The following is a 23,163-nucleotide window of genomic DNA, read 5'->3' as shown; positions in this document are numbered from 1 at the left end:
AAAACTCGTATTGTAAATATTTGTAAGCTAAATATAGCTTGGTTAATAGATGGTTTTGTCAATGAAATCGGCATGGATGACCACGCCGTAGATTCGAAGGGGTTATGATCGCTTCCAGATATCCAGTACGGGAAGTTCTAGTTGTGGTATCGTTTGAATCAGCTCTTTCTTGGCTTCAAGAGGGTATGAGCCGTACCCACCGCTGACATCTTCTTGAGCATGACCTGTAATGTCATTTTGGATATCTTTTCTGACGTTGATGCTTCGGCAATGAGTGATAAACGTATGCCTAAAGCCATGAGTCGGTTTGATCTCTTTACGGGTGATACCGTGGCTTCGAATGTACTTGCCCCACCAGCGAAGGAAATTATAAGACGATTTTCCTGAGGGCGTTTTTCGTTCAGTAAATAGATAGTGCTCACGGCTTTTGACGTACTCAAGGAAGCCTAACTCAATGATGTGGCTGTGAAGCGGCACAACACGAGATAACCCTGTTTTTGTTGATTGTTCGTCAGTCGATTCGATTTGAATGCAATAAATGCCGCTATCCTTGATGATATTTTCAGTATAGAGCTGAGTAATTTCTTCCACTCTGGCACCTGTATAATACAGAATGATTGGCACCCAGTAGGCCATTGCACCATGAGGCGTTTCTTCACCGTGGAAGAGTGGAGTATTAAAGATAAGGGCGATTTCATCACGAGTGAAATCACGTTCTTTAGCAGTTTGGCGTTGCCGTTTACGTTTAGGCATTAAGCTAACAGGGTTTTCTGAAATAAGCTCATCCTCAGTGGCTAAGCGAAAGATAGACGACAAGGCCATGAGTTGGTTTCTGACCGTTTGAGGGCTGATTTTTTCGACGTTGAGTTCTGCTTGCTCTTTTAACGGTAGCTTCTTAACGGCTTTAGAAGGGCGGCATGGCAACCGCTCAAGGAGTTGCCTAAAATCAGCCATATCTTGCTTTGTAATCGCTTCTATTGGTTTACTACCAATAAATTCCACAAAGCGATTGACGGCTGTCTCGTAGGCTTTAATTCGTTTTTCTGCTTCACGAGGCTCTGCATAGCGGACATGCTCTTTATAGCGTTCAAACATTAGGCTAAAGCTGATTGTGGGCTTAGTGGCTTTTTCTTGGGCGGTGGCAGCATATTTAGGCAGAATGTTAAGTATGTGCATTTCAGCAGCTTGCATTCTATAGTCAGCTAAACGCCATGCTAACGTTACTTTCCATGTTGGCGTAAGTTCAACAGGCGTTAGTTCAAGTGACTCCTTTAATTCATGCCTGAGCAATTGGAGCAGCTCGATATCACGTTGCTGATAATCATCAGGGACGTTGATAGCTGGAGAATTAAATAAATCATCGGCTGGCATAGCAGAGTAGTTAGGGTAATCGTCATTTTTTTCGAGATAACAATGAATTATCCTACTTTCAGGCGACAGGTCTAAACCATAGAGGGAATCGACTAAATATCGTTCTTTAATAAGTTCAGGTTGTGGAAGTATGAACGTTAACCAACGATAAGCTATTCGTTCAATATCATCTTTGGTGATAGCTAGCTCAGCGTGCAGAGTGCTTCTTGCCGCATCAATCTCTGCTTGCATTAAGTCAATGACGGCTGGAGCTTTACGTTTTGCTTCTGCAAGGTCTTTGGTTCGCAATGAACGCTTAAGCTCACCTTTTCCGAGGGTGTTTTTAAGGTCGGCAGGGACTGCCATTCTGAGGGTATAAACCCCGTATTTGTTCTTAGTTGGCTGTATCATCGTGCTCATGAATGTACCACCATTCTGTACCACCGTGAAGCAGATTCGGTGATGGGTGAAAGATGAAATTCACTGATAAACCAATAAGTTAATGATATAGAAAGCAAAAACCCCCGCCGAAGCGAGGGTTATAAATGCGTGGTGCCCGGACTCGGAATCGAACCAAGGACACGGGGATTTTCAATCCCCTGCTCTACCGACTGAGCTATCCGGGCAACGGGGCGCATTAAACCGCATTAGATGGTTTGCGTCAACGAGTTTTTGCTAAAAAAACGTAATTTTTAACTGAGTGTTTCCTTTTTCAACAAAAGCTGTTGCTTTAACGCGCGATTGATCGTTTTTAGCTTAATGCGCCTTTTTTGCGACACAACGCAATAGCTAAAATATCTTCAGAAAGATGTTGAGCAATTTCAACATCACGAATGTCTCTTTGAACTAATAGACGGTTTAAACAGCCTTCTAGGACAAGTTCCATTTGATTTGCGACGAGTTCTGAGTCTTCAATATCTAATTCATCTAACAGCTCTTTGGTATACAAGAAAGAGTTGTCTTTTTGTAGACGACTGAGTTGGTGAATAGGATGTTGGGGATCGGGATAGTGGTTGCAAGCGGAGACAAATAAGCACCCAGGGAAACGGCCTTCACTGACACGACTATAAAGTTGTTGATAGCGAGCGGTAAGCTTCTGTTGTGGGCTCAACGTTTCATCTAGGCGAGTTTGGCGCTGCCAAATTTCAATTTGTTGTCCGTGATAACGTAGGCAGTCATAAACCAAAGCTTCATCATCAGGCCAAAACTGGCGGATCACACTAAAGTTAGGTTCAATTTCATGGAGAAGGCGCTCTGTCGATGCGGATAAACCTTGTTTTTCTAATTGGTTAAGAGCGTGGCTTAAAATCTCTTCGCGCTGTACTGACATTGTTAGCTCCGTCACATATTGTTCTCATACTTTAATCATAACAATGTTTACTCGCTCGTCATACCTCAAAGTCATAGCGATTTACATTTAGGCAAAGCAGGATATGCTTGATGGCTTACATCCCGCGGTACGATTGCCTCTCAAATTATTTTACTTTATCCCACCTAAAAATATTTTCTAAAATGATTGAAATAATAATTCCCATAAGTAATCCATTAGTCACTATTGGGCGAATAGTTAATGGGATATCTTGCAGATAAGCAGGGGGAACACCCATTAAAAAAATACCTATAAACAAAGGAAGTGCAAGACGGTATATATTGCGAGGATTCAGTTTTGATACATTAATAAACAGTAAAGAAGACCATAATAATGGCAAATAAGTCACCATCATCACAGTACTGCTAATGACTAAGGGAAAGGAAGCGAAAATCCCTGAAAGCAGCGGGACTAAACTGATAATTAAAAAGAAGAGGCTACCAATGATAAACGGTTTTTTGGTGGAGTCACCTGTTTGAGTAATTAATCCAACTGATGAAACAAAAGGTGCGAACGGAACAATACCAAGTGGTGAGCATGTCAGTGTCATAATGCCTGAAGCAACAAAACTTCGACGGTATATAGTAGGGGAGGCTGTTGCTCCTTCATGAAAAATATCTGTACCTTTTATTGCACCAAAGGTATTCGAGGTATTGAGGAAAGCAGTAATCACACAGGTTGCCACAATACCATAATTGATTGACTCTGCTTTACCGAGTGGAAATAGCTGCCAATTGATGCTGCTTGATACACTCATTTCTGGGGAGAAAAAAGCTAGGAATAATATCCAGCCTAAAATTGAACCGATTAAAACCGCGTATTTATTAATATTGAGGGGTAACAATATAATGATTGCGATGATCAGCGCCATGATAAACAGTGCTAATAAGAAGGTATCAAACTGAATATGTACAGGCTGGTCAGTGGCATTAAAAGGCAGGCCAAGCATTCCTTTTAGGAAAATAGAAATCAAATTGGCGCCAAGTAAAAACATGAACACGGCCATGACACTAGGCGAAAATAATAAAGCTAAATATTTACCAATACCGCTGAGACCAATAAAGATAGTAATTAGACCCGCAATGGCAATGCCTAAGGCAAAACTGATCCCGATAACTTCAAGCGGGGTTCCTTGAGCTGATTCAGTAAAAGTGACAGATAAAATCATTCCCCACCATAAACCAGCGGATCCTTCCATTATAGAACGTTTATGGCCAATAATAGCTTGGATCAGGCAAGCGAGTGATGTTGCTATAAATGAATATTGGGTAATAACCAGTGTGGTGTCATTAGATAGCTGAAAGGCTGATTGCAAAGTGGGGGGGATCACCACGGTATTGCAAAAAATAAAGAAAAACCATTGAAAGCCTGATAATACACTGTCTTTATTTAAGCCTAACATCGATCCCCCGCCTATAATATAGCTAAACAGCACTTTAGAATATGTCAAGTATATTCGTCATCATTCAAGTTACAGGGGCTTTTCGTTAAAGTATGGAGGCTACATTCAGTATGCCAAGCTACATAGTTTATCTATACCCCCTAGTTATTTTTGCTTATCGCTAAACTGCACCTCGAATTATTTAGAGTATATACTGTTGGTGTTTAAAGAAAATTAACTAATTGCATTTAACATACATGAGTATTAATGCTTTGACATTCTTCTGCATTAAAAAATGAGAGGATGAAAGCGTGGCTGATAGGTACATTTGTTTATGAAAATTATCATAGCACCTGATTCATTCAAAGAGAGTATGAGTGCAGAGCTTGCTGCAAATGCAGTAAAGCAGGGGTTTCAAGCCATCTTTCCACATGCTACCTACCTTAGCTTACCTATTGCTGACGGGGGAGAAGGTACAGTTGATGCCCTGATTGCAGCGATTGGCGGCGAACGTATCACTGTTGAGGTCAGTGGGCCGCTAAATCAAACTGTGATGGCAACTTATGGATTGTTGCATCAAGGGGAAACAGCGGTCATTGAGATGGCCGAAGCGAGTGGTTTGATGCTAGTTGCTCCTAAAGATCGCAATCCTATGTTAACGCATAGCTTCGGTACCGGTCAGTTGATCAAGGATGCCTTAGATAAAGGTGTTAAACAGATCATTCTCGGTGTTGGTGGTAGCGCGACAATTGATGGTGGCGTTGGCATGCTACAGGCTCTGGGGGCTATTTTCTATGACGCTCAACAACAAGTGCTAGGGTTGGGTGGCGAAGTATTAAATCACATTACTAAGATCGACCTAGCAAATTTAGATCCTCGTTTACAGCATTGTCAGATTGATATCGCTTGTGATGTAGATAACCCACTAGTGGGTGAACGTGGTGCAGCTGCCATTTTTGGCCCTCAAAAAGGGACTACAGCTGAAATGGTGATAACTTTGGAACAAGGTTTGAATCAATTAGCGAATGTTATTGAGCAAATGACAGGCACAGATTATCGTCATTTATCAGGTGGTGGTGCGGCTGGTGGGATCTCAGTTGCGGCAGCTGCATTTATGGGCGCTCAGCTAAAACCGGGTATTGAAATTGTCATCCAAGCCGTCAATTTGGAAAAAGAGATTGTTGATACTGACTTAGTGATTGTGGGTGAGGGCAGTATGGATGGGCAAACCGCAGGTGGTAAAGCGCCGATCGGTATTGCGAAGGTGGCAGCGAAACATAATGTGCCAGTGATAGCGTTGAGTGGGGTATTAGGTAAAGGCGTTGAAGCACTACATCAAGAAGGCATTGATGCTTTTTTTAGTATTTTACCTCGTTTATGTCCACTCGAAGAAGCTCTGACTGAAGGTGCAATGAATCTACAGCAGACAGCGTACAATGTGGCAAAAGTTCTAAAGTTGGGACAGCAATTGTAATGCATTAAAAAAACAAAACCCGCCATTATTGCGGGTTTTGTTCAAGTAAAGAATCACTTACTACAATATCATTCCACCAAATAGGAAACCGAAAGTAACGGATAAAATAACCGCTATGGTACCTGGAATGAAGAATGGATGGTTGAACACGAAGCGACCGATACGTGTTGTCCCTGTATCATCCATTTGTACTGCGGCAACCAATGTTGGATAAGTTGGCAGAATAAATAAACCCGATACCGCAGAGAACGATGCAATCGCAGTTAGTGGGCTAACATGTAAAGCTAATGCCATTGGCATTAATGCTTTTGCTGTTGCAGCCTGTGAATAAAGCAGCGCTGAACAGAAGAAGAAAATAACCGCTAACATCCATGAATGTTCGTGGATCAAATCACCCGCAGTTTCTTTAATCCAATCAATATTGTGCTGTACAAATGTATCACCTAGCCAAGCAACACCAAGGATACAAATACATGCACTCATACCGGCTTTAAAAGTACTTGAATTGAGGATCGAGTCAGTGCTAACACGACAGAACACGGTAATTAATGTTGCCACACTCAGCATGATGATCAAAATTGCGTTAGTGGTATTCATTAATGGTGTTTGCACTAAGCCTAAGCTCGGGCTATTGACAATGGCGTAGATAACAACACAGATAACACCGAGTAGGAACAACAGAACCGATGATTTAGCGCCCGGTTTGATATCTTTGACTTGACTACCACGTAATTCAACTAAACCTTCAGCTAAACGTTTTTGATAAACAGGGTCATCAGACAGTTTAGAGTTAAATGTCCAAGAAATGATGAATGACATCAGAATAATGGCAAGGAAAGTGGCTGGCAGCAAAATAGCGAGTAACGTAATGTAGCTAACCGTATTACCAGCACCAACCATTGCCGGGTTTTCCATTACCGATGCCATGTATACCACTGCCGCAGAAATTGGTGATGCTGTAATACCAATTTGAGCTGAAACAACCGCAGTAGACAGAGGACGGCATGGTTTCACACCTTGCTCTTTGGCAACTTCGGCAATAACTGGCAATGTCGCTAAAGAGATGTTACCTGTACCTGCAAAGAGGGTCAGGAAATAGGTCACGATTGGGGCAAGAATGGTGATATATTTTGGATTACGACGTAGTAGTTTTTCTGTTTGGGCAACTAAGTAATCGAGACCACCGGCGATTTGCATTGCAGAGATCGCGGCGATGACCGCCATAATAATTGAGATAACGTCAAATGGAATGGTTCCTGGTTTCACGCCAATTGCAGCGAGTACCAGTACACCAAGGCCACCGGCAAAGCCGATGCCTATCCCACCTAGACGGGCCCCCAAAAATATGGCCAGTAGAACAATTATAAATTCCACGGCTAACATAGTGTTTACTCCTCGACAAATTTAAAATTAAAAATATGAAACTGTTATGTTAATTTTTTGTGTGTGCATGAATTAAAAAAGGCACGCTTTCCAAAGGAGAGGCGTGCCTTGATTTTTAAGAATTATTTATGTTTAACATAGATGATTAGTCATCAAATCGTTTCGCTTTATAAGCTGGGTGTTTTAGGTTCTCTACAGAGAAGATATCATCCAGTTGCTCTTCGGTCAGTAAGCCGCGCTCCAGTACGACTTCGCGTACGCTCTTACCTGTTTCTGCACAGATTTTGCCCACGATATCACCATTATGGTGGCCAATAAATGGGTTCAGATAAGTGACGATACCGATAGAATTAAACACGAACGCTTCACAGATTTCTTTATTAACTGTAATACCGTTAACGCATTTTTCAACTAGGTTGCGGCACGCGTTGCTCATCAGCGAAATAGATTCGAACATGGCTTGACCGATAGCGGGTTCCATGACGTTTAACTGTAGCTGACCCGCTTCAGCTGCCATTGTAACACAGATATCGTTACCGATAACTTTGAAACAAGCTTGGTTAACCACTTCTGGGATTACTGGGTTAACTTTTGCTGGCATGATAGAAGAACCTGCTTGTAATTCAGGCAGATTGATTTCTTTCAGACCCGCGCGAGGACCGGAAGACAGTAAACGTAAGTCATTACAGATTTTAGACAGTTTAACTGCAAGGCGTTTTAAACCTGCGTGAACAGTGATGTAAGCACCACAGTCTGAAGTTGCTTCGATTAAGTCTTCTGCTGGAACACAAGGCAAACCTGTTACTTCAGCCAGTTTCTCAACAGCGAGTTTTTGGTAACCCGGCGCAGTGTTCAAACCAGTACCGATAGCCGTTGCACCTAAGTTAACTTCCAGCAGTAACTCAATGCTGCGTTTTAGGTTTTTCTCTTCTTCTTTTAAGAGGGTTGCAAATGCATGGAACTCTTGACCAACCGTCATTGGCACTGCATCCTGTAATTGGGTACGACCCATTTTCAGGATGTCTTTATATTCTTCTGCTTTTTTCTCAAAGCCTTTTTTGAGGTATTCAACTGATTCAATCAGTTTAACAACGGAGTTGTATACCGCAATACGGAAACCAGTAGGGTATGCATCGTTGGTTGATTGGCTTTTGTTTAAGTGGTCATTTGGATTGAGGAATTCATATTCCCCTTTTTTATGACCCATCAGTTCAAGACCAATATTTGCAAGGACCTCGTTGGTATTCATATTGAGTGATGTACCTGCACCACCTTGGAATACGTCAACAGGGAATTGATCCATGCATTTACCTGACTCCAGTACAACATCACAGGCTTTAATAATAGTGTCTGCAATATTGCGTGGAATAGTGTGAAGTTCTTTGTTCGCCATTGCAGCCGCTTTTTTTACCATTACCATGCCCCGAATAAATTCTGGCACGTCATTAATGGTGCGGTCGCTAATATAAAAGTTTTCAATCGCACGCAGAGTATGAACACCGTAATAGGCATCAGATGGGACTTCTTTCTGACCTAACAGGTCTTCTTCGATACGAGTATTGTTTGACATGAGAACCTTCTTAATTAGATTACAGTTACTGTCTATTATGCGCTTTTAAAATATATATACCGTGAAACAAAATATTATAGGTGTAAAACACCTGTTACTTCATTATCAGCATAATGATCTACTGATTTATGGGTAGATGATATGCTGTTCTTAAATCATTACCTTGAACCTAGATCACTATATAGTTTGATTTATGAAACAGATTTCAAAATGTGTGAACAATCTCACAGATGAAACTAAAAAAATTAGCAATCTCCGAGAGTTGAAAAACGTTATAGTGACCCCAATCATTATGGCTATACTAATTAGAAATGCTAATTTTGTTAGTTGTCTCTTGATACAGTTCACAAAGGTTTTCTAAGGGGCGAAAAAGAAGATAGAAACAAAGGAGAACATTGTGCGCTGGTTACCTCTCATATTGCTTTGCCTTCTCATTTATATTGAGTCCGTTATATTCGTTCGTGTTGCTTCTGCCATTGGTGTATTAGCAACATTGATACTGGTCGTGCTGACATCCTGCTTAGGCGTCTCTCTAGTTAAAAATCAGGGGATGAAAAATGTCATGCAGATCCAACAAAAAATAGCTGCGGGAGAAAGCCCAGCTGCTGAAATGATTAAAAGTGTAGCTTTAGTATTAGCCGGTTTCTTACTGATTGTTCCAGGCTTCTTCACTGACTTTATTGGCTTGCTTTTATTGTTGCCTCCAGTTCAAAAATTGTTTGTGATGCGCTTGATCCCGCATATTCGTTTCTCTTCAATGGGAAATGGCTTCAGTGCAGGGCGTCATAACCCATATCAACAAGGTGATACATTTGAAGGGGAATTCCAACGTAAGCAGGATGACCCAACTTATACCCTCGATAAGTCAGATGATCCTACCGAATCAGAAAAAGATAACCGTCCTAAGCCATAATCCCTCTACGGGGGAAGTGAAAAACTAAAAAATTTTTATCTTCCCCCCCTTGAAGTCGCTTTATCTAGCCCCAATCTCCTGAATCATGGTACTGGTTTAATTAGGCATACTGGTATCGTCCTTTTACCTAGTGTGGACTTTATTTATAGGAGAACTATTAATGAAAATTCGTCCATTGCATGACCGTGTTATCGTCAAGCGTAAAGAAGTTGAATCAAAATCTGCTGGCGGCATTGTTCTGACTGGCACAGCAGCAGGTAAATCTACGCGTGGTGAAGTCCTTGCCGTTGGTAACGGTCGCATCCTCGAAAATGGCGAAATTAAAGCGCTGGATGTGAAAGTTGGCGACATCGTTATTTTTAACGACGGTTATGGCGTGAAAGCTGAGAAAATCGACAACGAAGAAGTGTTGATCATGTCAGAAAGTGACATTCTAGCGATTGTTGAAGCGTAATTTTCACTTAGATCTTCTCAACTAACGAAAAGAATTTAAAGGAAAGAAATAATGGCAGCTAAAGACGTTAAATTTGGTAGTGATGCACGCGTAAAAATGCTTCGTGGTGTGAATATTCTTGCGGATGCAGTTAAAGTAACTTTAGGTCCTAAAGGACGCAACGTAGTTCTGGATAAATCATTCGGCTCTCCAGTTATCACCAAAGATGGTGTTTCTGTTGCACGTGAAATCGAATTAGAAGATAAATTCGAAAACATGGGCGCACAGATGGTAAAAGAAGTTGCCTCTAAAGCGAATGATGCAGCGGGTGACGGTACTACAACTGCAACAGTTCTGGCACAAGCCATTGTGACCGAAGGTCTAAAAGCGGTTGCTGCGGGTATGAACCCAATGGATCTGAAACGCGGTATCGATAAAGCTGTTGTTGCAGCGGTTGAAGAGCTGAAAGCACTGTCTGTTCCATGTTCAGATTCAAAAGCAATTGCTCAAGTTGGTACTATTTCTGCAAACTCTGACGAAACCGTTGGTAAGTTAATTGCAGAAGCAATGGATAAAGTCGGTAAAGAAGGCGTTATCACTGTTGAAGAAGGTACTGGTCTAGAAGATGAACTGGATGTTGTTGAAGGTATGCAGTTCGACCGTGGTTACCTATCTCCTTATTTCATCAACAAGCCAGAAACAGGCGCTGTTGAACTGGAAAACCCATTCATCCTGTTGGTTGACAAAAAAGTCTCTAACATCCGTGAATTACTGCCAGTATTAGAAGGCGTTGCTAAAGCAAGCAAACCACTACTGATCATCGCTGAAGATGTTGAAGGTGAAGCACTGGCAACTCTCGTGGTTAACACCATGCGTGGTATCGTGAAAGTGGCTGCGGTTAAAGCACCTGGTTTCGGTGATCGCCGTAAAGCAATGCTACAAGATATCGCCATCCTGACTAATGCGACCGTTATCTCTGAAGAGATCGGTATGGAGCTTGAAAAAGCAACATTAGAAGATTTAGGTCAAGCAAAACGCATCGTTATCAACAAAGATACCACGACTATCATTGATGGTGTGGGTGATGAGTCTGCGATTTCTGGTCGTGTTGCTCAAATTCGTCAACAAATCGAAGAATCAACTTCTGATTACGACCGTGAAAAACTGCAAGAGCGCGTAGCTAAATTAGCTGGTGGTGTTGCAGTAATTAAAGTTGGTGCAGCAACTGAAGTTGAAATGAAAGAAAAACGTGCTCGTGTTGATGATGCTCTGCATGCAACTCGTGCTGCGGTTGAAGAAGGTGTTGTTGCTGGTGGTGGTACTGCACTGGTACGTGTTGCTGCTAAACTGGAATCACTGAAAGGTGATAACGAAGAGCAAAACGTCGGTATCCGTGTTGCACTACGTGCGATGGAAGCACCAATGCGTCAAATCGTCACTAACGCAGGTGAAGAAGCCTCTGTGGTTGTTAACACAGTTAAAGCATCGAAAGGTAACGAAGGTTACAACGCGGCGACTGATACTTATGGCGACATGATCGATATGGGTATTTTGGATCCAACTAAAGTAACCCGTTCTGCACTGCAATTCGCAGCATCTATCGCAGGTCTGATGATCACCACTGAAGCGATGATCACCGATCTACCGAAAGATGACGCTCCTGATTTAGGTGGCGCAGGTATGGGCGGTATGGGTGGAATGGGCGGCATGATGTAAGCCATTTGGCGACATCACGTTCATTTAATCACTAAGTACTGTCAGCCGGTATTGCTAGTTTTACTAGCGGTACCGGCTTTTTTATATCTAGACATGCTAAGTTAATTATTACGATGTTCAAAATGTCGTATTGCGATAATAACTCTGATTTTAATTAGATATTTGTGCATTTATTTTTGCGCTAAAGGTACGCATCAGGTTATATTTGGGGTAAGGCTATACTCGTGATACTTCAAGTTGTAGCGCTTTTTGTTAAGGTATAAGTGATTATTTTTGTTTGCCCCAATGATATCGTTTTCTAGGTTTCTGGCGGCTCACTCACTGGTTACCTAGCTGCACCTCGAATTATTTAGAGTATATAATTGGTTTGATGAGTAACGAGCAAAGGTATTTTACGCATTCTATGGTAGACTCTGTTTGCTGACGGGTATGGTTCAATTCAATGACACCGTTAATAACAGAAGAAAGGATTGAATGGTTCTCAAACCAACTGCAAAAACACAATGATAAATGAGGGAAAACATGCGAATTAAAGTATTGCTTGGTGCTGCTGCATTACTACTTTTAGCAGGTTGTTCGACAACAACTAATTTAACTGCCGCAGGCTCACAAGTTCGTTTTGTTGAAAACCAACCTGGTAGTGACTGTCAACTTCTGGGACAAGTCACAGGAACTCAAAGCAATTGGTTGAGCGGTGTTAATAGCGATTCTAGCTCTATGCGTGGCGCAGCGAACGACCTGCGTAACAAAGCGGGTGAAATGGGCGGAAACGTTATTTTTGGTGCATCTAGCCCAAGTGAAAGCATTATCTCTAGCTTCATCCCTGTGGATAGCAAGATTGTAGGCCAAGTTTATAAGTGCCCCTAAAATGAATATTTAACGCCCAGCTGCTTTATTCAGTCTGGGCGTTTGCATTTCAGCACTGCCTCAAATTTAGGTCGAGTAACGTTTTACTCGGCTCTCCCCCAATTTCTCGGGCTAATTTAGGGACGAGATAACCTGAAATTTTCCCTAATAATTGTTGAATCACTAAGCGAGCTTCTTGGTCACTCACTAAGAAATGGGCCGCCCCTTGTACTTTGTCTAGCACATGTAAGTAGTAGGGTAAGATCCCCGCATCAAACAGTGAGTTGCTTAAATTAGCCAATGTGTCGGCATTGTCATTAATACCACGCAACAGTACACTTTGATTGAGTAATGTGACGCCTGCCTTTTTCAATTTTTGCATTGCACTACGTAGTTCATCATCTATTTCATTGGCGTGGTTAATATGTGTCACCATAATAGATTGTAATCGTGAGTCGGCTAGCCTTTGACATAAGCCATCGGTAATCCGTTCAGGGATAACAACGGGTAGGCGAGAGTGGATCCTCAGACGTTTAATATGCGGGATCGCTTCTAATTGACCAATTAGCCAATCGAGTTCATGATCTTTCGCCATCAGAGGATCACCACCTGAAAAGATGATTTCATTGAGTTCAGTGTGGTTTTTTATATAATCCACCGCTATCAACCAATTATTTTTGTTTCCCTTGTTGTCTTCATAGGGGAAATGACGGCGAAAGCAGTAACGACAGTTAACCGCACAGCCCCCTTTCACTAACATCAATGCGCGGTTGTGATATTTGTGTAGTAAACTGGGGATCTCATTATCTTGTTCTTCTAATGGATCAGTAGAAAAACCCGGATGGGTATCGAATTCTGCTCTTGCAGTTAATACTTGCAATAGCAGAGGGTCTTGTGGATCGCCTTTTTTCATGCGTGAAATAAATGGCCTTGGTACGCGTAATGGAAATAATTTACGTGCATCATTACCATCTTTCGATGCCTGATGGTTTTCTAGCCCCAGTATTTGTAGCAATTCATTAGGATTAGTGATTGCTTCAGCAAGTTGTTGTATCCAGACTTCTCTGGACAGGGTGTTTTGAGTTACAATATCGACCATTTTTTGGCTATGCCATTTTTAGTGTATAAATTTAGAGGATCTCCATGGCTACTTATAGTACCAATGAATTCCGCTCAGGTCTTAAAATCATGTTAGATGGCGAACCTTGTGCAATTCTTGATAGTGAATTCGTTAAACCGGGTAAAGGTCAGGCGTTTGCACGTGTTCGTATTCGTAAACTGATTTCTAACAAACTGTTGGAAAAAACATTTAAGTCTACTGATTCTGTCGAAGGTGCAGATGTCATGGATATGAACCTAACTTACCTTTATAACGACGGTGAGTTTTGGCATTTCATGAACAACGAAACTTTCGAACAGCTAGCAGCTGACGAAAAAGCGGTTGGTGATAACGCTAAGTGGCTGATCGACCAAGCTGAGTGTATTTTGACTCTGTGGAATGGCCGCCCAATCGCAGTGACTCCGCCTAACTTTGTTGAGTTGGAAATCACTGATACCGATCCTGGTCTGAAAGGTGATACTGCGGGTACTGGTGGTAAACCAGCAACTCTGAGCACCGGTGCAGTGGTTAAAGTACCTCTGTTCGTTCAGATTGGTGAAGTCATCAAAGTTGATACTCGTTCAGGCGAATACGTTTCACGTGTGAAATAATACCTGTTTGATTGAGATTAAAAAACCGTAATGCGTTAAATGGCCCCATAAAGTGGGACATTTTTAGTTAAGCGGCTTGTGAGAAGGCCTGATTTCGACATTTAGTCGAAGTCAGGCCTTTTGTCAAAAGAGAGAGTGATGATCCTGATATCCAAGAGATTGTTTGTGATGTTGCCTCGGATTATTCACCCTTCACAGGTTGTACAATTAAAAAAGCAACAAACTATCGGCTGAAGCAAAATAGCCTCTCGATAGGCATAAAATCACGATGCCATCATTTCTGGTATAGGCGTCACGAGAGCCTTACTTTCAACCCATTTAGCTATATTATCTAAAACCAGCCGTGACATAGCCATTCTGGTAGACCAAGTTGCGCTTGCCATATGAGGTGTAACAACAACATTATCACAGTGTAATAGACTTTCTGGCACATTAGGCTCATCACTAAACACATCTAATCCAGCACCAGCGATAATCCCTTGCTGTAACGCATTGACCAATGCAGATTCATCAATCACGCTGCCCCGTGATATGTTGATTAAAATACCATCAGAGCCGAGCGCTTTTAGAATTTTTTCGTCAATAAGCGCTTTGTTTTCTGAGTTTCCTGGTGTGCAGACCATTAAAAAATCGCTTTGAGAGGCTAAATCAGCAATATCTTTGACCCAAGGATAATTCACATCGGGAATCACTTTGTGGTCACTATAAGTAATTTGCATAGAAAAACCTTCACAGCGTTGAGCAATGGCTCTACCTATTCTGCCCATACCAACAATTCCGATTCGAGACCCCGAAACTTTTCGTGTCCATGGGAAATTACCTGCTTGCCAATGGCCTGCTTCGATAAATTTCTGTGCGGCAACAATTTTCCGTGAAGTTGATAGCATAAGCCCCATAGCAAGATCGGCAACATCATCGGTTAATACGCCTGGTGTATGGCTGACTGCAACATGATGTTCAGCTGCTGCGTGAATATCAACACCATCATAGCCAACACCAAAAACTGCGATAAGTTCTAATGACGGTAGGCTTTTAATCAGCTCACGAGTCACGGTTGATTCACCATTAGCAATCATAATACTGAATTCTTTTGCTAGTGTAGAAAACGCCTCAGAAGTGAGCTCGTTATATTCATAAATATCATAGATCTCTTTAAGTTTTTCAGTGAGCTGGCTAGGTAAATAGGCTTGTTTAAGTACTTTTAATTTTGTCATATCATTTTCTTCTATTAAGAGGTGAGAGCTGGATCTTCAGTAGCGGTATTTTTGTTTGGGCGAGCGACCACAATGCCAACAATTCCACCTAATACCAGAGCAATTGCCACAATTAATAAACCATAATGGTAGCTATCTGTAAGGTCTTTTATCTTGCCCAATAATGGTGGTAAACCTAACCCCACAAAATTCGCAATTGTGTTAATAAAAGCAATGGAAGCTGCCGCGGCGACACCTGCCAGTTTTTCTGTTGTAACAGCCCAGAAAATAGGTGTTAATGCAAAGTTGAATCCAACAGTCAGGACTAGCAAAATATATGAGAGTAATAAGTTATTACTGTAAATCGCAATTGCTAATGATATGCCTGCTAGAATCAAGGGTAATCCCATGTGTAGCGAACGTTCTTTAGTCATATCAGAATGACGACCATTGAGATACATAAATAAACAAGCAAAAACAAATGGGACAGCCGATAAGAGACTTATGACAAAATTACTTTGTTCACTGACAATGCTCTTCAGAATTAATGGTAAGAATAGTGTAATACCAATAGAACCAAATGCTTGCAAGAACCAAACTAAACTCAGCAATAGCACCACTCTATTTTTTAGTGAACTCAGCCATGAATGGTTTTTATTTACCACAACATCTTTATTATCTTCTTCTAGCTGAGTAATAAGCCATTTCTTTTCTGGTTCAGATAACCACGTTGCTTTTTCTGGGCTAGATGGTAAACGCCATAAAATAATAATCCCTAGAATAACGGCAGGTAGTCCCTCAATAGCAAACATCCAACGCCAGCCAGCAATATCAGCAATACCATGCATATTTAGAATTGATCCTGACATTGGTAAGCCAATAATCGATGCTAAGACAGATCCCATATAGAAAAATGACATTGCGCGTGCACGGTTACTTCTTGGGAACCAACATGAGATGTAATAAATAATCCCTGGGGTGAACCCTGCTTCAGCCATACCTAACAGGAACCTCATAACATAAAGCTGTGTGGGTGTTTGAACTAATGACATTCCCGCACTGACTAATCCCCATGTGATCATTATCCTAGCAATCCAGACTCGTGCGCCAACACGGGTCATAATAATATTGCTCGGAATTTCAAAAATAATATAGGAGATATAAAACATTCCTACACCAAGGCCATACATACTTGCAGTTAACCCTAGGTCGGCATTCATCTGTAATGCTGCGATAGAAATATTGGTCTTATCAAGATTCGCAATAAAATAGCCAATAATGGCAAAAGGAATAATCTTACTATTTAATTTTTTTAGTGTAGAAGTATAGAGGGCGATGCTCATAAATTAGTACCTCATGAGTCTACCTTCGAAAGGAGAAAAACACCTGACGAAGACAAGATTAATATTGATAACTCAATGAATTAATTCAATTGTTACCACTCGGCAATAACACCATCTTCGAGGCGCCAGACAGGATTACGCCAGTCAGGGGCTTGTTTACTGAGTTCAATCACTTTTTCTTCATCAATCTCCACGCCAAGGCCTGGTTTCATTAATGGCATAAAGAAACCACCTTGCATGTTGAAATCGTCTTTATTTTTAACAAAATCAAGTAACTCTGCACCTTGGTTATAATGGATTCCCATGCTTTGCTCTTGAAATATCGCATTGCGCGATACAAAATCAATGTGCAAACAAGCCGCTAAAGCGATTGGGCCTAAAGGGCAATGTGGCGCTAATGCGACATCATAAGCTTCTGCCATACCTGCAATTTTATAGCATTCAGTTATGCCGCCAGCATGTGATAAATCTGGTTGCAAAATCGCTAAGCCACCTGCATCTAGCACGCGTTTAAAATCAAAGCGTGAGTACATGCGTTCGCCTGCTGCCAATGGAATCGAAGTTTGTGCGGCTAATCGTGGGTAATATTCCGCTTGCTCGGCTAATACGGGCTCTTCAATAAATAAAGGACGGTATTGTTCTAACTCACTAATTAAGACTTTTGCCATTGGCGCACTGACTCGCCCATGGAAATCAAGCCCAAATTCAATATCATGACCAAATGCTTCACGTATTTGTGCCACAGTGGCGACAGCCGCATCGATTTTATGGTGACTATCAATTAATCCCATTTCTTCGCAGCCATTGAGTTTGAAAGTATCAAAACCAATGTTTCGTAATTTTTTTATTCCATCAATGACTTCCGCGGGTCTATCTCCACCCACCCAGCTGTAAGCTTTGATTTTATCGCGTACTAAGCCCCCCATAAGCTGCCAAACAGGTGCATTCAATACTTTGCCTTTAATATCCCACAGAGCTTGGTCAATACCTGCAATGGCACTCATCATAATAGGGCCTCCGCGATAGAAGCCTGCGCGGTACATGACTTGCCATAAATCATTAATACGAGCAGGATCTTGACCAATTAAGTAGTCACTTAGCTCATGGACTGCGGCTTCGACTGTACGTGCTCGGCCTTCAATAATAGGTTCTCCCCAACCAACAATACCTTCATCAGTTTCAATTTTTAGAAACATCCAACGCGGGGGCAAACGATATGTAGTAAGTTTTGTGATCTTCATTCCACTGCCTCTCGATACGCCTTAACAAATGCTGCTGCCTGTGTTGCCGTGCGCTCAATGGATTGATTAGCACGATAAAGATCACTACCTAATCCAGCACCCGTACAGCCTGCCTCTATCCATTGCTTTAAGTTTTCAGGTGTGACACCGCCAACAGCAAAAATAGGAATATCTGGTGGAAGTACTGCTTTTAGTGCTTTGATGTATGTTGGCCCGAAGGTTGAAGATGGAAATATTTTTAAAGACTGGGCACCTGCATCAAGTGCAGTGAAAGCCTCCGTTGCTGTAGCGCATCCAGGACACACTGTCATACCGAAACTGACAGCCCTACGGATCACCTCTGGCTGTATATTTGGCGTAACGATTAGCTTACAACCCATATCAGCAAGCTGATTGACTTGCTCAGGTTTAAGTACTGTTCCTGCCCCAATAAGAGCCTTATCACCATAAGCGTCTAAAATGGCAGGAATACTTTTTTCCCATTCGGGGGAATTCAGCGGAATTTCAATTGCATCAAAATCTGCCTCAATAATGGCACCGACATGTGCTATAGCATCTTTTGGGGGAATACCTCGCAAGATGGCTATAAGGGGAAGATTAGTTTGCCACTGCATGAGCAATGCTCCTTATACCTGTTAAAAATGCCGTCTCTCCAGAAATGACTGAAGATTTGCGTCCTATTGCACCGAATGCCTGTTGGTAGCGGTTTGATAGCGCATCTCCAGCCACGATAGTGATCTGCTTATCATCAAAGTGTTGGCTCATTGACATCACTTCAGCACCAATTAGCAGACCAGATAAAAATTCGCTCACGTGCTCTCGCGGTAAAGTTCCTAATAGATGAGAAGCACGCACTTCAAAGAGCTGCGGCAAAATTAAAGGCGTAGAAAGACCTTGCTCCAATCCCGTAGTAAAAGCATCAGCACAGCGTTGTTGCTCTGGCAGACCAGCCCCTACTAACGAATGGTGCAGTAGCAAATAATGTAATTCACCCGTTATGACGGTTCGAAAATCAAGGATTTGCTCACGGTCAGCCTGAACCCATTTACAGTGAGTACCAGGCATCACATAGACAGAAGATGGAGAGAGTGCATGCGCGCCAAGTAATTGAGTTTCTTCTCCTCGCATTACGTTGTGATTATCTTCACGAGAAACACATAAGCCAGGAATGATCCAAATATTGTCGCTAACAGAGGTTAATTGCTCTCCAATTGCAGTGAAATGAGTGGGAACAGATAAATAAGGAGCAACTTTCCAACCTACATTACTCCCAACCATTCCCGCCATAATTACAGGGGTGGCACTATTTCGCCAACTTCCTATCATTTCTGCTAACACCGTTTGAGGAGATTTCCCATTCAGACGCGTAATACCTGCTTCTGATTGTTTACTTGCTAGACATTTGTCATCTTGATAAAGCCAAGCACGTAGATTAGTCGATCCCCAGTCAATTACGATGTAGCGAGCTGTCATGTGATTTCCTTTAGCCTTTGTGTTGAGCTTGCGATCATCGTCAATGCCGCTTGCTCTGCCGCATCACTGTCTTGATGCCGAATTGCATCAAACAGCGCTTTATGTTCTTGGAGAGTTTTTGGCATGTTGCCTTCATCACCTCGCCAAGTCCGTTCAAATACCGCTCGTTGAAGTGAACTGATCGCAACATTGAGCTGTTGTAAAACTGGGTTATCGACCGACTTCAAAACCGCTTCGTGATAGCGAATATCCGCTTCGTTAAAAGCTTCTCTGTTTTGATTGTTGGCAATCATGTCATTGAGCGCTGATTCAATTTCAGCTAAATCGCTTGAGGTTGCCCTTTGAGCGGCCCAACGCGCTATGGCTGGCTCAACTAAATTCCTCACTTCACTCATGGCAGTAATAAGCCGTGGGTCATAGTCGTGTTCGAGTACCCATTGCAAAACATCTGTATCTAAGTAATTCCATTGGTTTCTTAAGGCAACGTATGCCCCAGAGTACCGTTTGATGGTGATTAGTCGCTTCGCAAGCAGCGAGCGAAATACTTCGCGAATAATGTTGCGTGAGGTTTCAAATTCCTCACATAAATCAGCTTCTGCGGGTAATGCTGAACCTGGCACGTACTTACCGCTGATAATTTGTTTCCCTAGCGTAATCACGATGCGATCAGTTTTGTTGAGAGTCATATGTCGTCCTTATGCGTTATATGTACTGCTCTACTTTACCATTTACGCTGAATTCTTCTTCAATTTTGTAGTACCAATATACTTATTATTCTTCATCATTTTTCATGATTGTAGTACAATTTGTAATTATTGCACTACGATCATGATCACAAAAGAAACAAAACTCGCGCAAAAATACTAAAAATGCTTTATTAGCTAAAAATTAGCGTGTGTATTTTCTACGGCTTTGTAGTACAGCTGATGAATGGAATTGGCTGATGGCGAAGGGATAAATAAGCTAAAAACGCCCTAGATAACGGTAGTGCTTCCGAGGAGTTTTGATCATCACGATCCCAAATAGCGCCATTAACTGAAGAAAATAGGTGATCGTGAAAACAAGAATTACCTAAGAGTGTTGATGGTAATCACATGCAGTGATGGAAGGATTTGCTTGTGATCGTCATTTTTAAATTGTGATTATATTTTGCTATAAAAAGACCCCCAGTATTGGTTATCCAACCACTGAGGGCCATTTCAAACATAACAGTTTTTTGTACTTAAATTGGTATTAACTCAGCAGCACTTAAAACCACCTTTGCCGCCATAACGAGCATCTTGGCGATCTTTAAAGAACTCTTCATAGGTCATCGGTGTCTGATCTGGATGATTAAGCTGCATATGTGCAACATAATTATCATAGTCAGGCACACCAATCATCATTTTTGCAGCTTGCCCTAAGTAGCGAGCTGCATTACCAAGTGAACCAAACATATTTACCTCCTAACTAGTCAAATCAACTAGTGGTGTCGTGTATTTGCTACAATTTCTTTATAGTTAGCAGGCATAGGCTCATAGGGGACTTCATTGGCGCTAGGCTCAGAGGTGTTTAATGCCTTCAAAGCCGTACGGATTGAGAATAGTGCGAGTAGCACTACAACAATCATAAAGAAAATAGTTAGCCCAGCATCTAAACGGTTATTAAAAATCAATTGTACTAGCTGTGACTCGGTATATTGAGATGGAATATTACCACTATCAATCATTGCTTGGAATTTATTGGCAACAGCTAAGAAACCAACACGAGCATCTTCACTGAAGGTTTTCTCCCATCCAGCAGTCATAGTACATATCAGTAGCCATGCGGTGGGGACTAAAGCAACCCAAGCGTATCTCTGACGCTTCATCTTGAACAGAACCACTGCGCAAAGCATCAGAGCCATACCCGCAAGCATTTGGTTGGCAATACCGAACAGAGGCCATAGCGTGTTGATACCACCGAGTGGATCGACAACCCCTTGATGCAAGAAGTAGCCCCAAGCTAGGACGCACAATGCCGTTGCGATAAGGTTTGCAGGTAATGAATCTGTACGTTTCAAGGAAGGAGAGATTACGCCTAATAAATCTTGTAACATAAAGCGTGCGGCTCGTGTTCCTGCATCTACCGCAGTCAAAATAAATAATGCCTCGAACAAGATAGCAAAGTGGTACCAGAAAGAAACATTCATTAACCCACCAAGGGCACCATGAAGAATATAGGCCATACCTACAGCGAGTGTTGGCGCACCCCCTGCACGAGAGATGATACTTTTCTCTCCGACTTCGTTGGCAATATTAGTGAGCTGATCAGGTGTGATGTGGAAGCCCCAGCTACTGACAACTTGCGCAGCTGACGAGACTACGTCTTCTGTTCCGGCTGGCGCTAGCATGGCTAATGGGCTGTTCATGGCAAAATAAACACCTGGGTCAATCACACAAGCTGCAACCAGCGCCATGATAGCAACAAAAGACTCCATTAACATTCCACCATAGCCGATAAAACATGCTTGGTTTTCGTTAGCCAACATTTTAGGGGTGGTGCCCGATGCAATCAGTGCGTGGAAACCGGATACTGCGCCACAAGCAATAGTAATAAATAAGAATGGGAACAAATCACCAGCCCAAACAGGACCAGTACCATCAATAAACTTAGTTAGTGATGGCATTTGCAGATTTGGATTTAAAATGAGAATACCGATTGCGAGACCGATAATGGTACCAATTTTTAAGAATGTTGAGAGGTAGTCACGCGGTGCCAATAACAACCAAACTGGCAAGACCGCTGCGATAAAACCATAGCCAACCAACATCCACGTTAATTGTACGCCTGTATAATCAAAATAAGGTGCCCACGTTTCACTTTCAGCGACCCAGCCTCCAGAGATGATCGCAAAAACCAGAAATATTAGGCCAATAATTGAAACTTCACCAATTCGGCCTGGGCGGATATAGCGGGTGTAAATTCCCATAAAAATGGCGAGAGGGATGGTGAAGGCAACGGTATAAGTACCCCAAGGGCTATGAGTTAAGGCTTTTACTACGATCATCGCAAGTACCGCAAGGATGATCACCATAATCATAAAACAGGCGATAAGTGCTAAAATTCCCGCCGTATTTCCCATCTCTTCTTTAACGAGTTCGCCAAGAGAGCGACCATCGCGCCGAGTTGAGACAAAAAGCACCATAAAATCTTGAACAGCACCGGCTAGTACGACTCCAGCCAGTAACCATAGCATACCGGGTAAGTAGCCCATTTGTGCTGCCAAGACTGGCCCTACAAGTGGCCCAGCTCCAGCGATCGCGGCAAAATGGTGGCCAAATAAGACTTTTTTATCGGTAGGTACATAGTCTAAGCCATCATTGTGGCGAATTGATGGAGTCATACGTGTTTCATCGACTTGCAGCACTTTTTTGGCAATAAACAACCCATAGTAGCGATAAGCGATTAAATAGACACAGACAGCAGCAACCACTATCCATAACGCATTTATTTGCTCGCCTCGATTTAATGCGATGTAACCGAGCGCAAAAGCGCCAAGTACCGCGAGCACAATCCAAATTAATTGTTTACCCATAGCCACCCCATCCGTTTCATAATCAAACCGTTATCAATTATTGTGATGCTAATGACACATATAGCTTGAGTTAGCAGAAAGGCAAAATAGCTAAAACGTGAAACCATCCCGTAAAAGTAAATAAATTTAATAACTGCAATTAATATCACTAATTTATAGAAATTTTCTGGATTTTATTTTGTTTTAAGCTAAAGGGGTAGGTGATGCTTATT

General features: G+C 42.0%; 20 protein-coding genes and 1 tRNA gene. 6 read left to right on the top strand and 15 right to left on the bottom strand.

Annotated elements, in window-relative coordinates:
* Positions 1-102: 102 nt before the first annotated feature.
* The 4 genes from JI723_RS17155 to JI723_RS17140 form a co-directional block, all read right to left on the bottom strand.
* Positions 103-1,770, bottom strand: a complete 1,668-nt coding sequence (locus tag JI723_RS17155; RefSeq protein WP_337979588.1) for a site-specific integrase — start codon at positions 1,768-1,770, stop codon at positions 103-105.
* Between the two features lie 130 nt (positions 1,771-1,900).
* Positions 1,901-1,976 (bottom strand) — tRNA-Phe (locus tag JI723_RS17150).
* A 125-nt stretch (positions 1,977-2,101) separates the two neighbouring features.
* Positions 2,102-2,680: a division control transcriptional repressor DicD gene (gene dicD / locus JI723_RS17145; RefSeq protein ID WP_070925407.1), complete on the bottom strand. Its 579-nt coding sequence runs from the start codon at positions 2,678-2,680 to the stop codon at positions 2,102-2,104.
* 145 nt (positions 2,681-2,825) lie between these two features.
* Positions 2,826-4,121: a uracil/xanthine transporter gene (locus JI723_RS17140; protein ID WP_337979587.1), complete on the bottom strand. Its 1,296-nt coding sequence runs from the start codon at positions 4,119-4,121 to the stop codon at positions 2,826-2,828.
* Between the two features lie 313 nt (positions 4,122-4,434).
* Here JI723_RS17140 and JI723_RS17135 point away from each other — a divergent pair, with 313 nt between their 5' ends.
* Positions 4,435-5,574, top strand: a complete 1,140-nt coding sequence (locus JI723_RS17135) for a glycerate kinase (protein ID WP_070925408.1) — start codon at positions 4,435-4,437, stop codon at positions 5,572-5,574.
* A 60-nt stretch (positions 5,575-5,634) separates the two neighbouring features.
* Here JI723_RS17135 and JI723_RS17130 read toward each other — a convergent pair whose 3' ends face one another.
* The gene (locus JI723_RS17130; RefSeq protein WP_272581285.1) at positions 5,635-6,957 is read right to left on the bottom strand and encodes an anaerobic C4-dicarboxylate transporter; all 1,323 of its coding nucleotides are present in this window, start codon (positions 6,955-6,957) and stop codon (positions 5,635-5,637) included.
* 145 nt (positions 6,958-7,102) lie between these two features.
* Positions 7,103-8,527, bottom strand: coding sequence for an aspartate ammonia-lyase (aspA, locus tag JI723_RS17125; protein ID WP_272581284.1), 1,425 nt, complete (start codon positions 8,525-8,527; stop codon positions 7,103-7,105).
* A 397-nt stretch (positions 8,528-8,924) separates the two neighbouring features.
* Between aspA and JI723_RS17120 the strand changes: the two genes are divergently transcribed.
* The 4 genes from JI723_RS17120 to JI723_RS17105 all read left to right on the top strand — a co-directional run bounded on the left by JI723_RS17120 (position 8,925) and on the right by JI723_RS17105 (position 12,456).
* Entirely contained in the window at positions 8,925-9,440 is a 516-nt protein-coding gene (locus tag JI723_RS17120) for an FxsA family protein (protein WP_070925411.1), read from the top strand.
* Positions 9,441-9,600: 160 nt separating this feature from the next.
* The gene (locus JI723_RS17115) at positions 9,601-9,894 is read left to right on the top strand and encodes a co-chaperone GroES (protein ID WP_008914587.1); all 294 of its coding nucleotides are present in this window, start codon (positions 9,601-9,603) and stop codon (positions 9,892-9,894) included.
* Positions 9,895-9,945: 51 nt separating this feature from the next.
* Entirely contained in the window at positions 9,946-11,589 is a 1,644-nt protein-coding gene (groL, locus tag JI723_RS17110; RefSeq protein WP_140182992.1) for a chaperonin GroEL, read from the top strand.
* 522 nt (positions 11,590-12,111) lie between these two features.
* On the top strand, positions 12,112-12,456 hold the full coding sequence (locus tag JI723_RS17105) for a DUF4156 domain-containing protein (RefSeq protein ID WP_272581283.1): 345 nt from the start codon (positions 12,112-12,114) through the stop codon (positions 12,454-12,456).
* 49 nt (positions 12,457-12,505) lie between these two features.
* Here JI723_RS17105 and epmB read toward each other — a convergent pair whose 3' ends face one another.
* On the bottom strand, positions 12,506-13,534 hold the full coding sequence (gene epmB / locus JI723_RS17100; RefSeq protein ID WP_272581282.1) for an EF-P beta-lysylation protein EpmB: 1,029 nt from the start codon (positions 13,532-13,534) through the stop codon (positions 12,506-12,508).
* A 44-nt stretch (positions 13,535-13,578) separates the two neighbouring features.
* Here epmB and efp point away from each other — a divergent pair, with 44 nt between their 5' ends.
* Positions 13,579-14,145 carry an elongation factor P gene (gene efp, locus JI723_RS17095; protein WP_070925414.1) on the top strand — a complete coding sequence of 189 codons (567 nt, stop codon included), beginning with the start codon at positions 13,579-13,581 and terminating at the stop codon, positions 14,143-14,145.
* A gap of 263 nt (positions 14,146-14,408) precedes the next feature.
* Here the strand turns inward: efp and JI723_RS17090 are convergent, their stop codons facing one another.
* The 8 genes from JI723_RS17090 to cstA form a co-directional block, all read right to left on the bottom strand.
* The gene (locus tag JI723_RS17090) at positions 14,409-15,359 is read right to left on the bottom strand and encodes a 2-hydroxyacid dehydrogenase (protein WP_140186386.1); all 951 of its coding nucleotides are present in this window, start codon (positions 15,357-15,359) and stop codon (positions 14,409-14,411) included.
* A gap of 14 nt (positions 15,360-15,373) precedes the next feature.
* A complete protein-coding gene (locus JI723_RS17085; RefSeq protein ID WP_272581281.1) occupies positions 15,374-16,681 on the bottom strand; it encodes an MFS transporter in 1,308 nt (435 codons plus the stop codon).
* Between the two features lie 92 nt (positions 16,682-16,773).
* Positions 16,774-17,922, bottom strand: coding sequence for a galactonate dehydratase (gene dgoD, locus JI723_RS17080; protein WP_140182988.1), 1,149 nt, complete (start codon positions 17,920-17,922; stop codon positions 16,774-16,776).
* Positions 17,919-18,536, bottom strand: a complete 618-nt coding sequence (locus JI723_RS17075; RefSeq protein WP_272581280.1) for a 2-dehydro-3-deoxy-6-phosphogalactonate aldolase — start codon at positions 18,534-18,536, stop codon at positions 17,919-17,921. Before JI723_RS17075 ends, dgoD begins: the two co-directional genes overlap by 4 nt.
* Positions 18,520-19,395 carry a 2-dehydro-3-deoxygalactonokinase gene (locus JI723_RS17070; RefSeq protein WP_337979586.1) on the bottom strand — a complete coding sequence of 292 codons (876 nt, stop codon included), beginning with the start codon at positions 19,393-19,395 and terminating at the stop codon, positions 18,520-18,522. The genes JI723_RS17075 and JI723_RS17070 overlap by 17 nt, the downstream gene beginning before the upstream one ends.
* Positions 19,392-20,081 carry a D-galactonate utilization transcriptional regulator DgoR gene (dgoR, locus tag JI723_RS17065; protein ID WP_140182985.1) on the bottom strand — a complete coding sequence of 230 codons (690 nt, stop codon included), beginning with the start codon at positions 20,079-20,081 and terminating at the stop codon, positions 19,392-19,394. Before dgoR ends, JI723_RS17070 begins: the two co-directional genes overlap by 4 nt.
* A gap of 552 nt (positions 20,082-20,633) precedes the next feature.
* Entirely contained in the window at positions 20,634-20,831 is a 198-nt protein-coding gene (locus JI723_RS17060; RefSeq protein WP_070925419.1) for a YbdD/YjiX family protein, read from the bottom strand.
* Between the two features lie 26 nt (positions 20,832-20,857).
* Positions 20,858-22,951, bottom strand: a complete 2,094-nt coding sequence (gene cstA / locus JI723_RS17055; RefSeq protein WP_070925420.1) for a pyruvate/proton symporter CstA — start codon at positions 22,949-22,951, stop codon at positions 20,858-20,860.
* Between the last annotated feature and the right edge of the window lie 212 nt (positions 22,952-23,163).

The sequence above is a fragment of the Providencia manganoxydans genome (assembly GCF_016618195.1).
GTDB classification, from domain to species: Bacteria; Pseudomonadota; Gammaproteobacteria; order Enterobacterales; family Enterobacteriaceae; genus Providencia; species Providencia manganoxydans.
This window is presented reverse-complemented; position numbering and strand designations above follow the sequence as displayed.

Excerpts from the sequence above, each read along its gene's own strand:
- dgoR (WP_140182985.1), bottom strand. The coding sequence starts at position 20,081 with ATGACTCTCAACAAAACTGATCGCATCGTGATTACGCTAGGGAAACAA.
- JI723_RS17115 (WP_008914587.1), top strand. The coding sequence starts at position 9,601 with ATGAAAATTCGTCCATTGCATGACCGTGTTATCGTCAAGCGTAAAGAA.
- aspA (WP_272581284.1), bottom strand. The coding sequence starts at position 8,527 with ATGTCAAACAATACTCGTATCGAAGAAGACCTGTTAGGTCAGAAAGAA.
- JI723_RS17105 (WP_272581283.1), top strand. The coding sequence starts at position 12,112 with ATGCGAATTAAAGTATTGCTTGGTGCTGCTGCATTACTACTTTTAGCA.
- cstA (WP_070925420.1), bottom strand. The coding sequence starts at position 22,951 with ATGGGTAAACAATTAATTTGGATTGTGCTCGCGGTACTTGGCGCTTTT.
- JI723_RS17060 (WP_070925419.1), bottom strand. The coding sequence starts at position 20,831 with ATGTTTGGTTCACTTGGTAATGCAGCTCGCTACTTAGGGCAAGCTGCA.
- efp (WP_070925414.1), top strand. The coding sequence starts at position 13,579 with ATGGCTACTTATAGTACCAATGAATTCCGCTCAGGTCTTAAAATCATG.
- JI723_RS17155 (WP_337979588.1), bottom strand. The coding sequence starts at position 1,770 with ATGAGCACGATGATACAGCCAACTAAGAACAAATACGGGGTTTATACC.
- groL (WP_140182992.1), top strand. The coding sequence starts at position 9,946 with ATGGCAGCTAAAGACGTTAAATTTGGTAGTGATGCACGCGTAAAAATG.
- JI723_RS17090 (WP_140186386.1), bottom strand. The coding sequence starts at position 15,359 with ATGACAAAATTAAAAGTACTTAAACAAGCCTATTTACCTAGCCAGCTC.
- JI723_RS17085 (WP_272581281.1), bottom strand. The coding sequence starts at position 16,681 with ATGAGCATCGCCCTCTATACTTCTACACTAAAAAAATTAAATAGTAAG.
- JI723_RS17135 (WP_070925408.1), top strand. The coding sequence starts at position 4,435 with ATGAAAATTATCATAGCACCTGATTCATTCAAAGAGAGTATGAGTGCA.
- dgoD (WP_140182988.1), bottom strand. The coding sequence starts at position 17,922 with ATGAAGATCACAAAACTTACTACATATCGTTTGCCCCCGCGTTGGATG.
- JI723_RS17070 (WP_337979586.1), bottom strand. The coding sequence starts at position 19,395 with ATGACAGCTCGCTACATCGTAATTGACTGGGGATCGACTAATCTACGT.
- JI723_RS17130 (WP_272581285.1), bottom strand. The coding sequence starts at position 6,957 with ATGTTAGCCGTGGAATTTATAATTGTTCTACTGGCCATATTTTTGGGG.
- JI723_RS17140 (WP_337979587.1), bottom strand. The coding sequence starts at position 4,121 with ATGTTAGGCTTAAATAAAGACAGTGTATTATCAGGCTTTCAATGGTTT.
- JI723_RS17075 (WP_272581280.1), bottom strand. The coding sequence starts at position 18,536 with ATGCAGTGGCAAACTAATCTTCCCCTTATAGCCATCTTGCGAGGTATT.
- dicD (WP_070925407.1), bottom strand. The coding sequence starts at position 2,680 with ATGTCAGTACAGCGCGAAGAGATTTTAAGCCACGCTCTTAACCAATTA.
- epmB (WP_272581282.1), bottom strand. The coding sequence starts at position 13,534 with ATGGTCGATATTGTAACTCAAAACACCCTGTCCAGAGAAGTCTGGATA.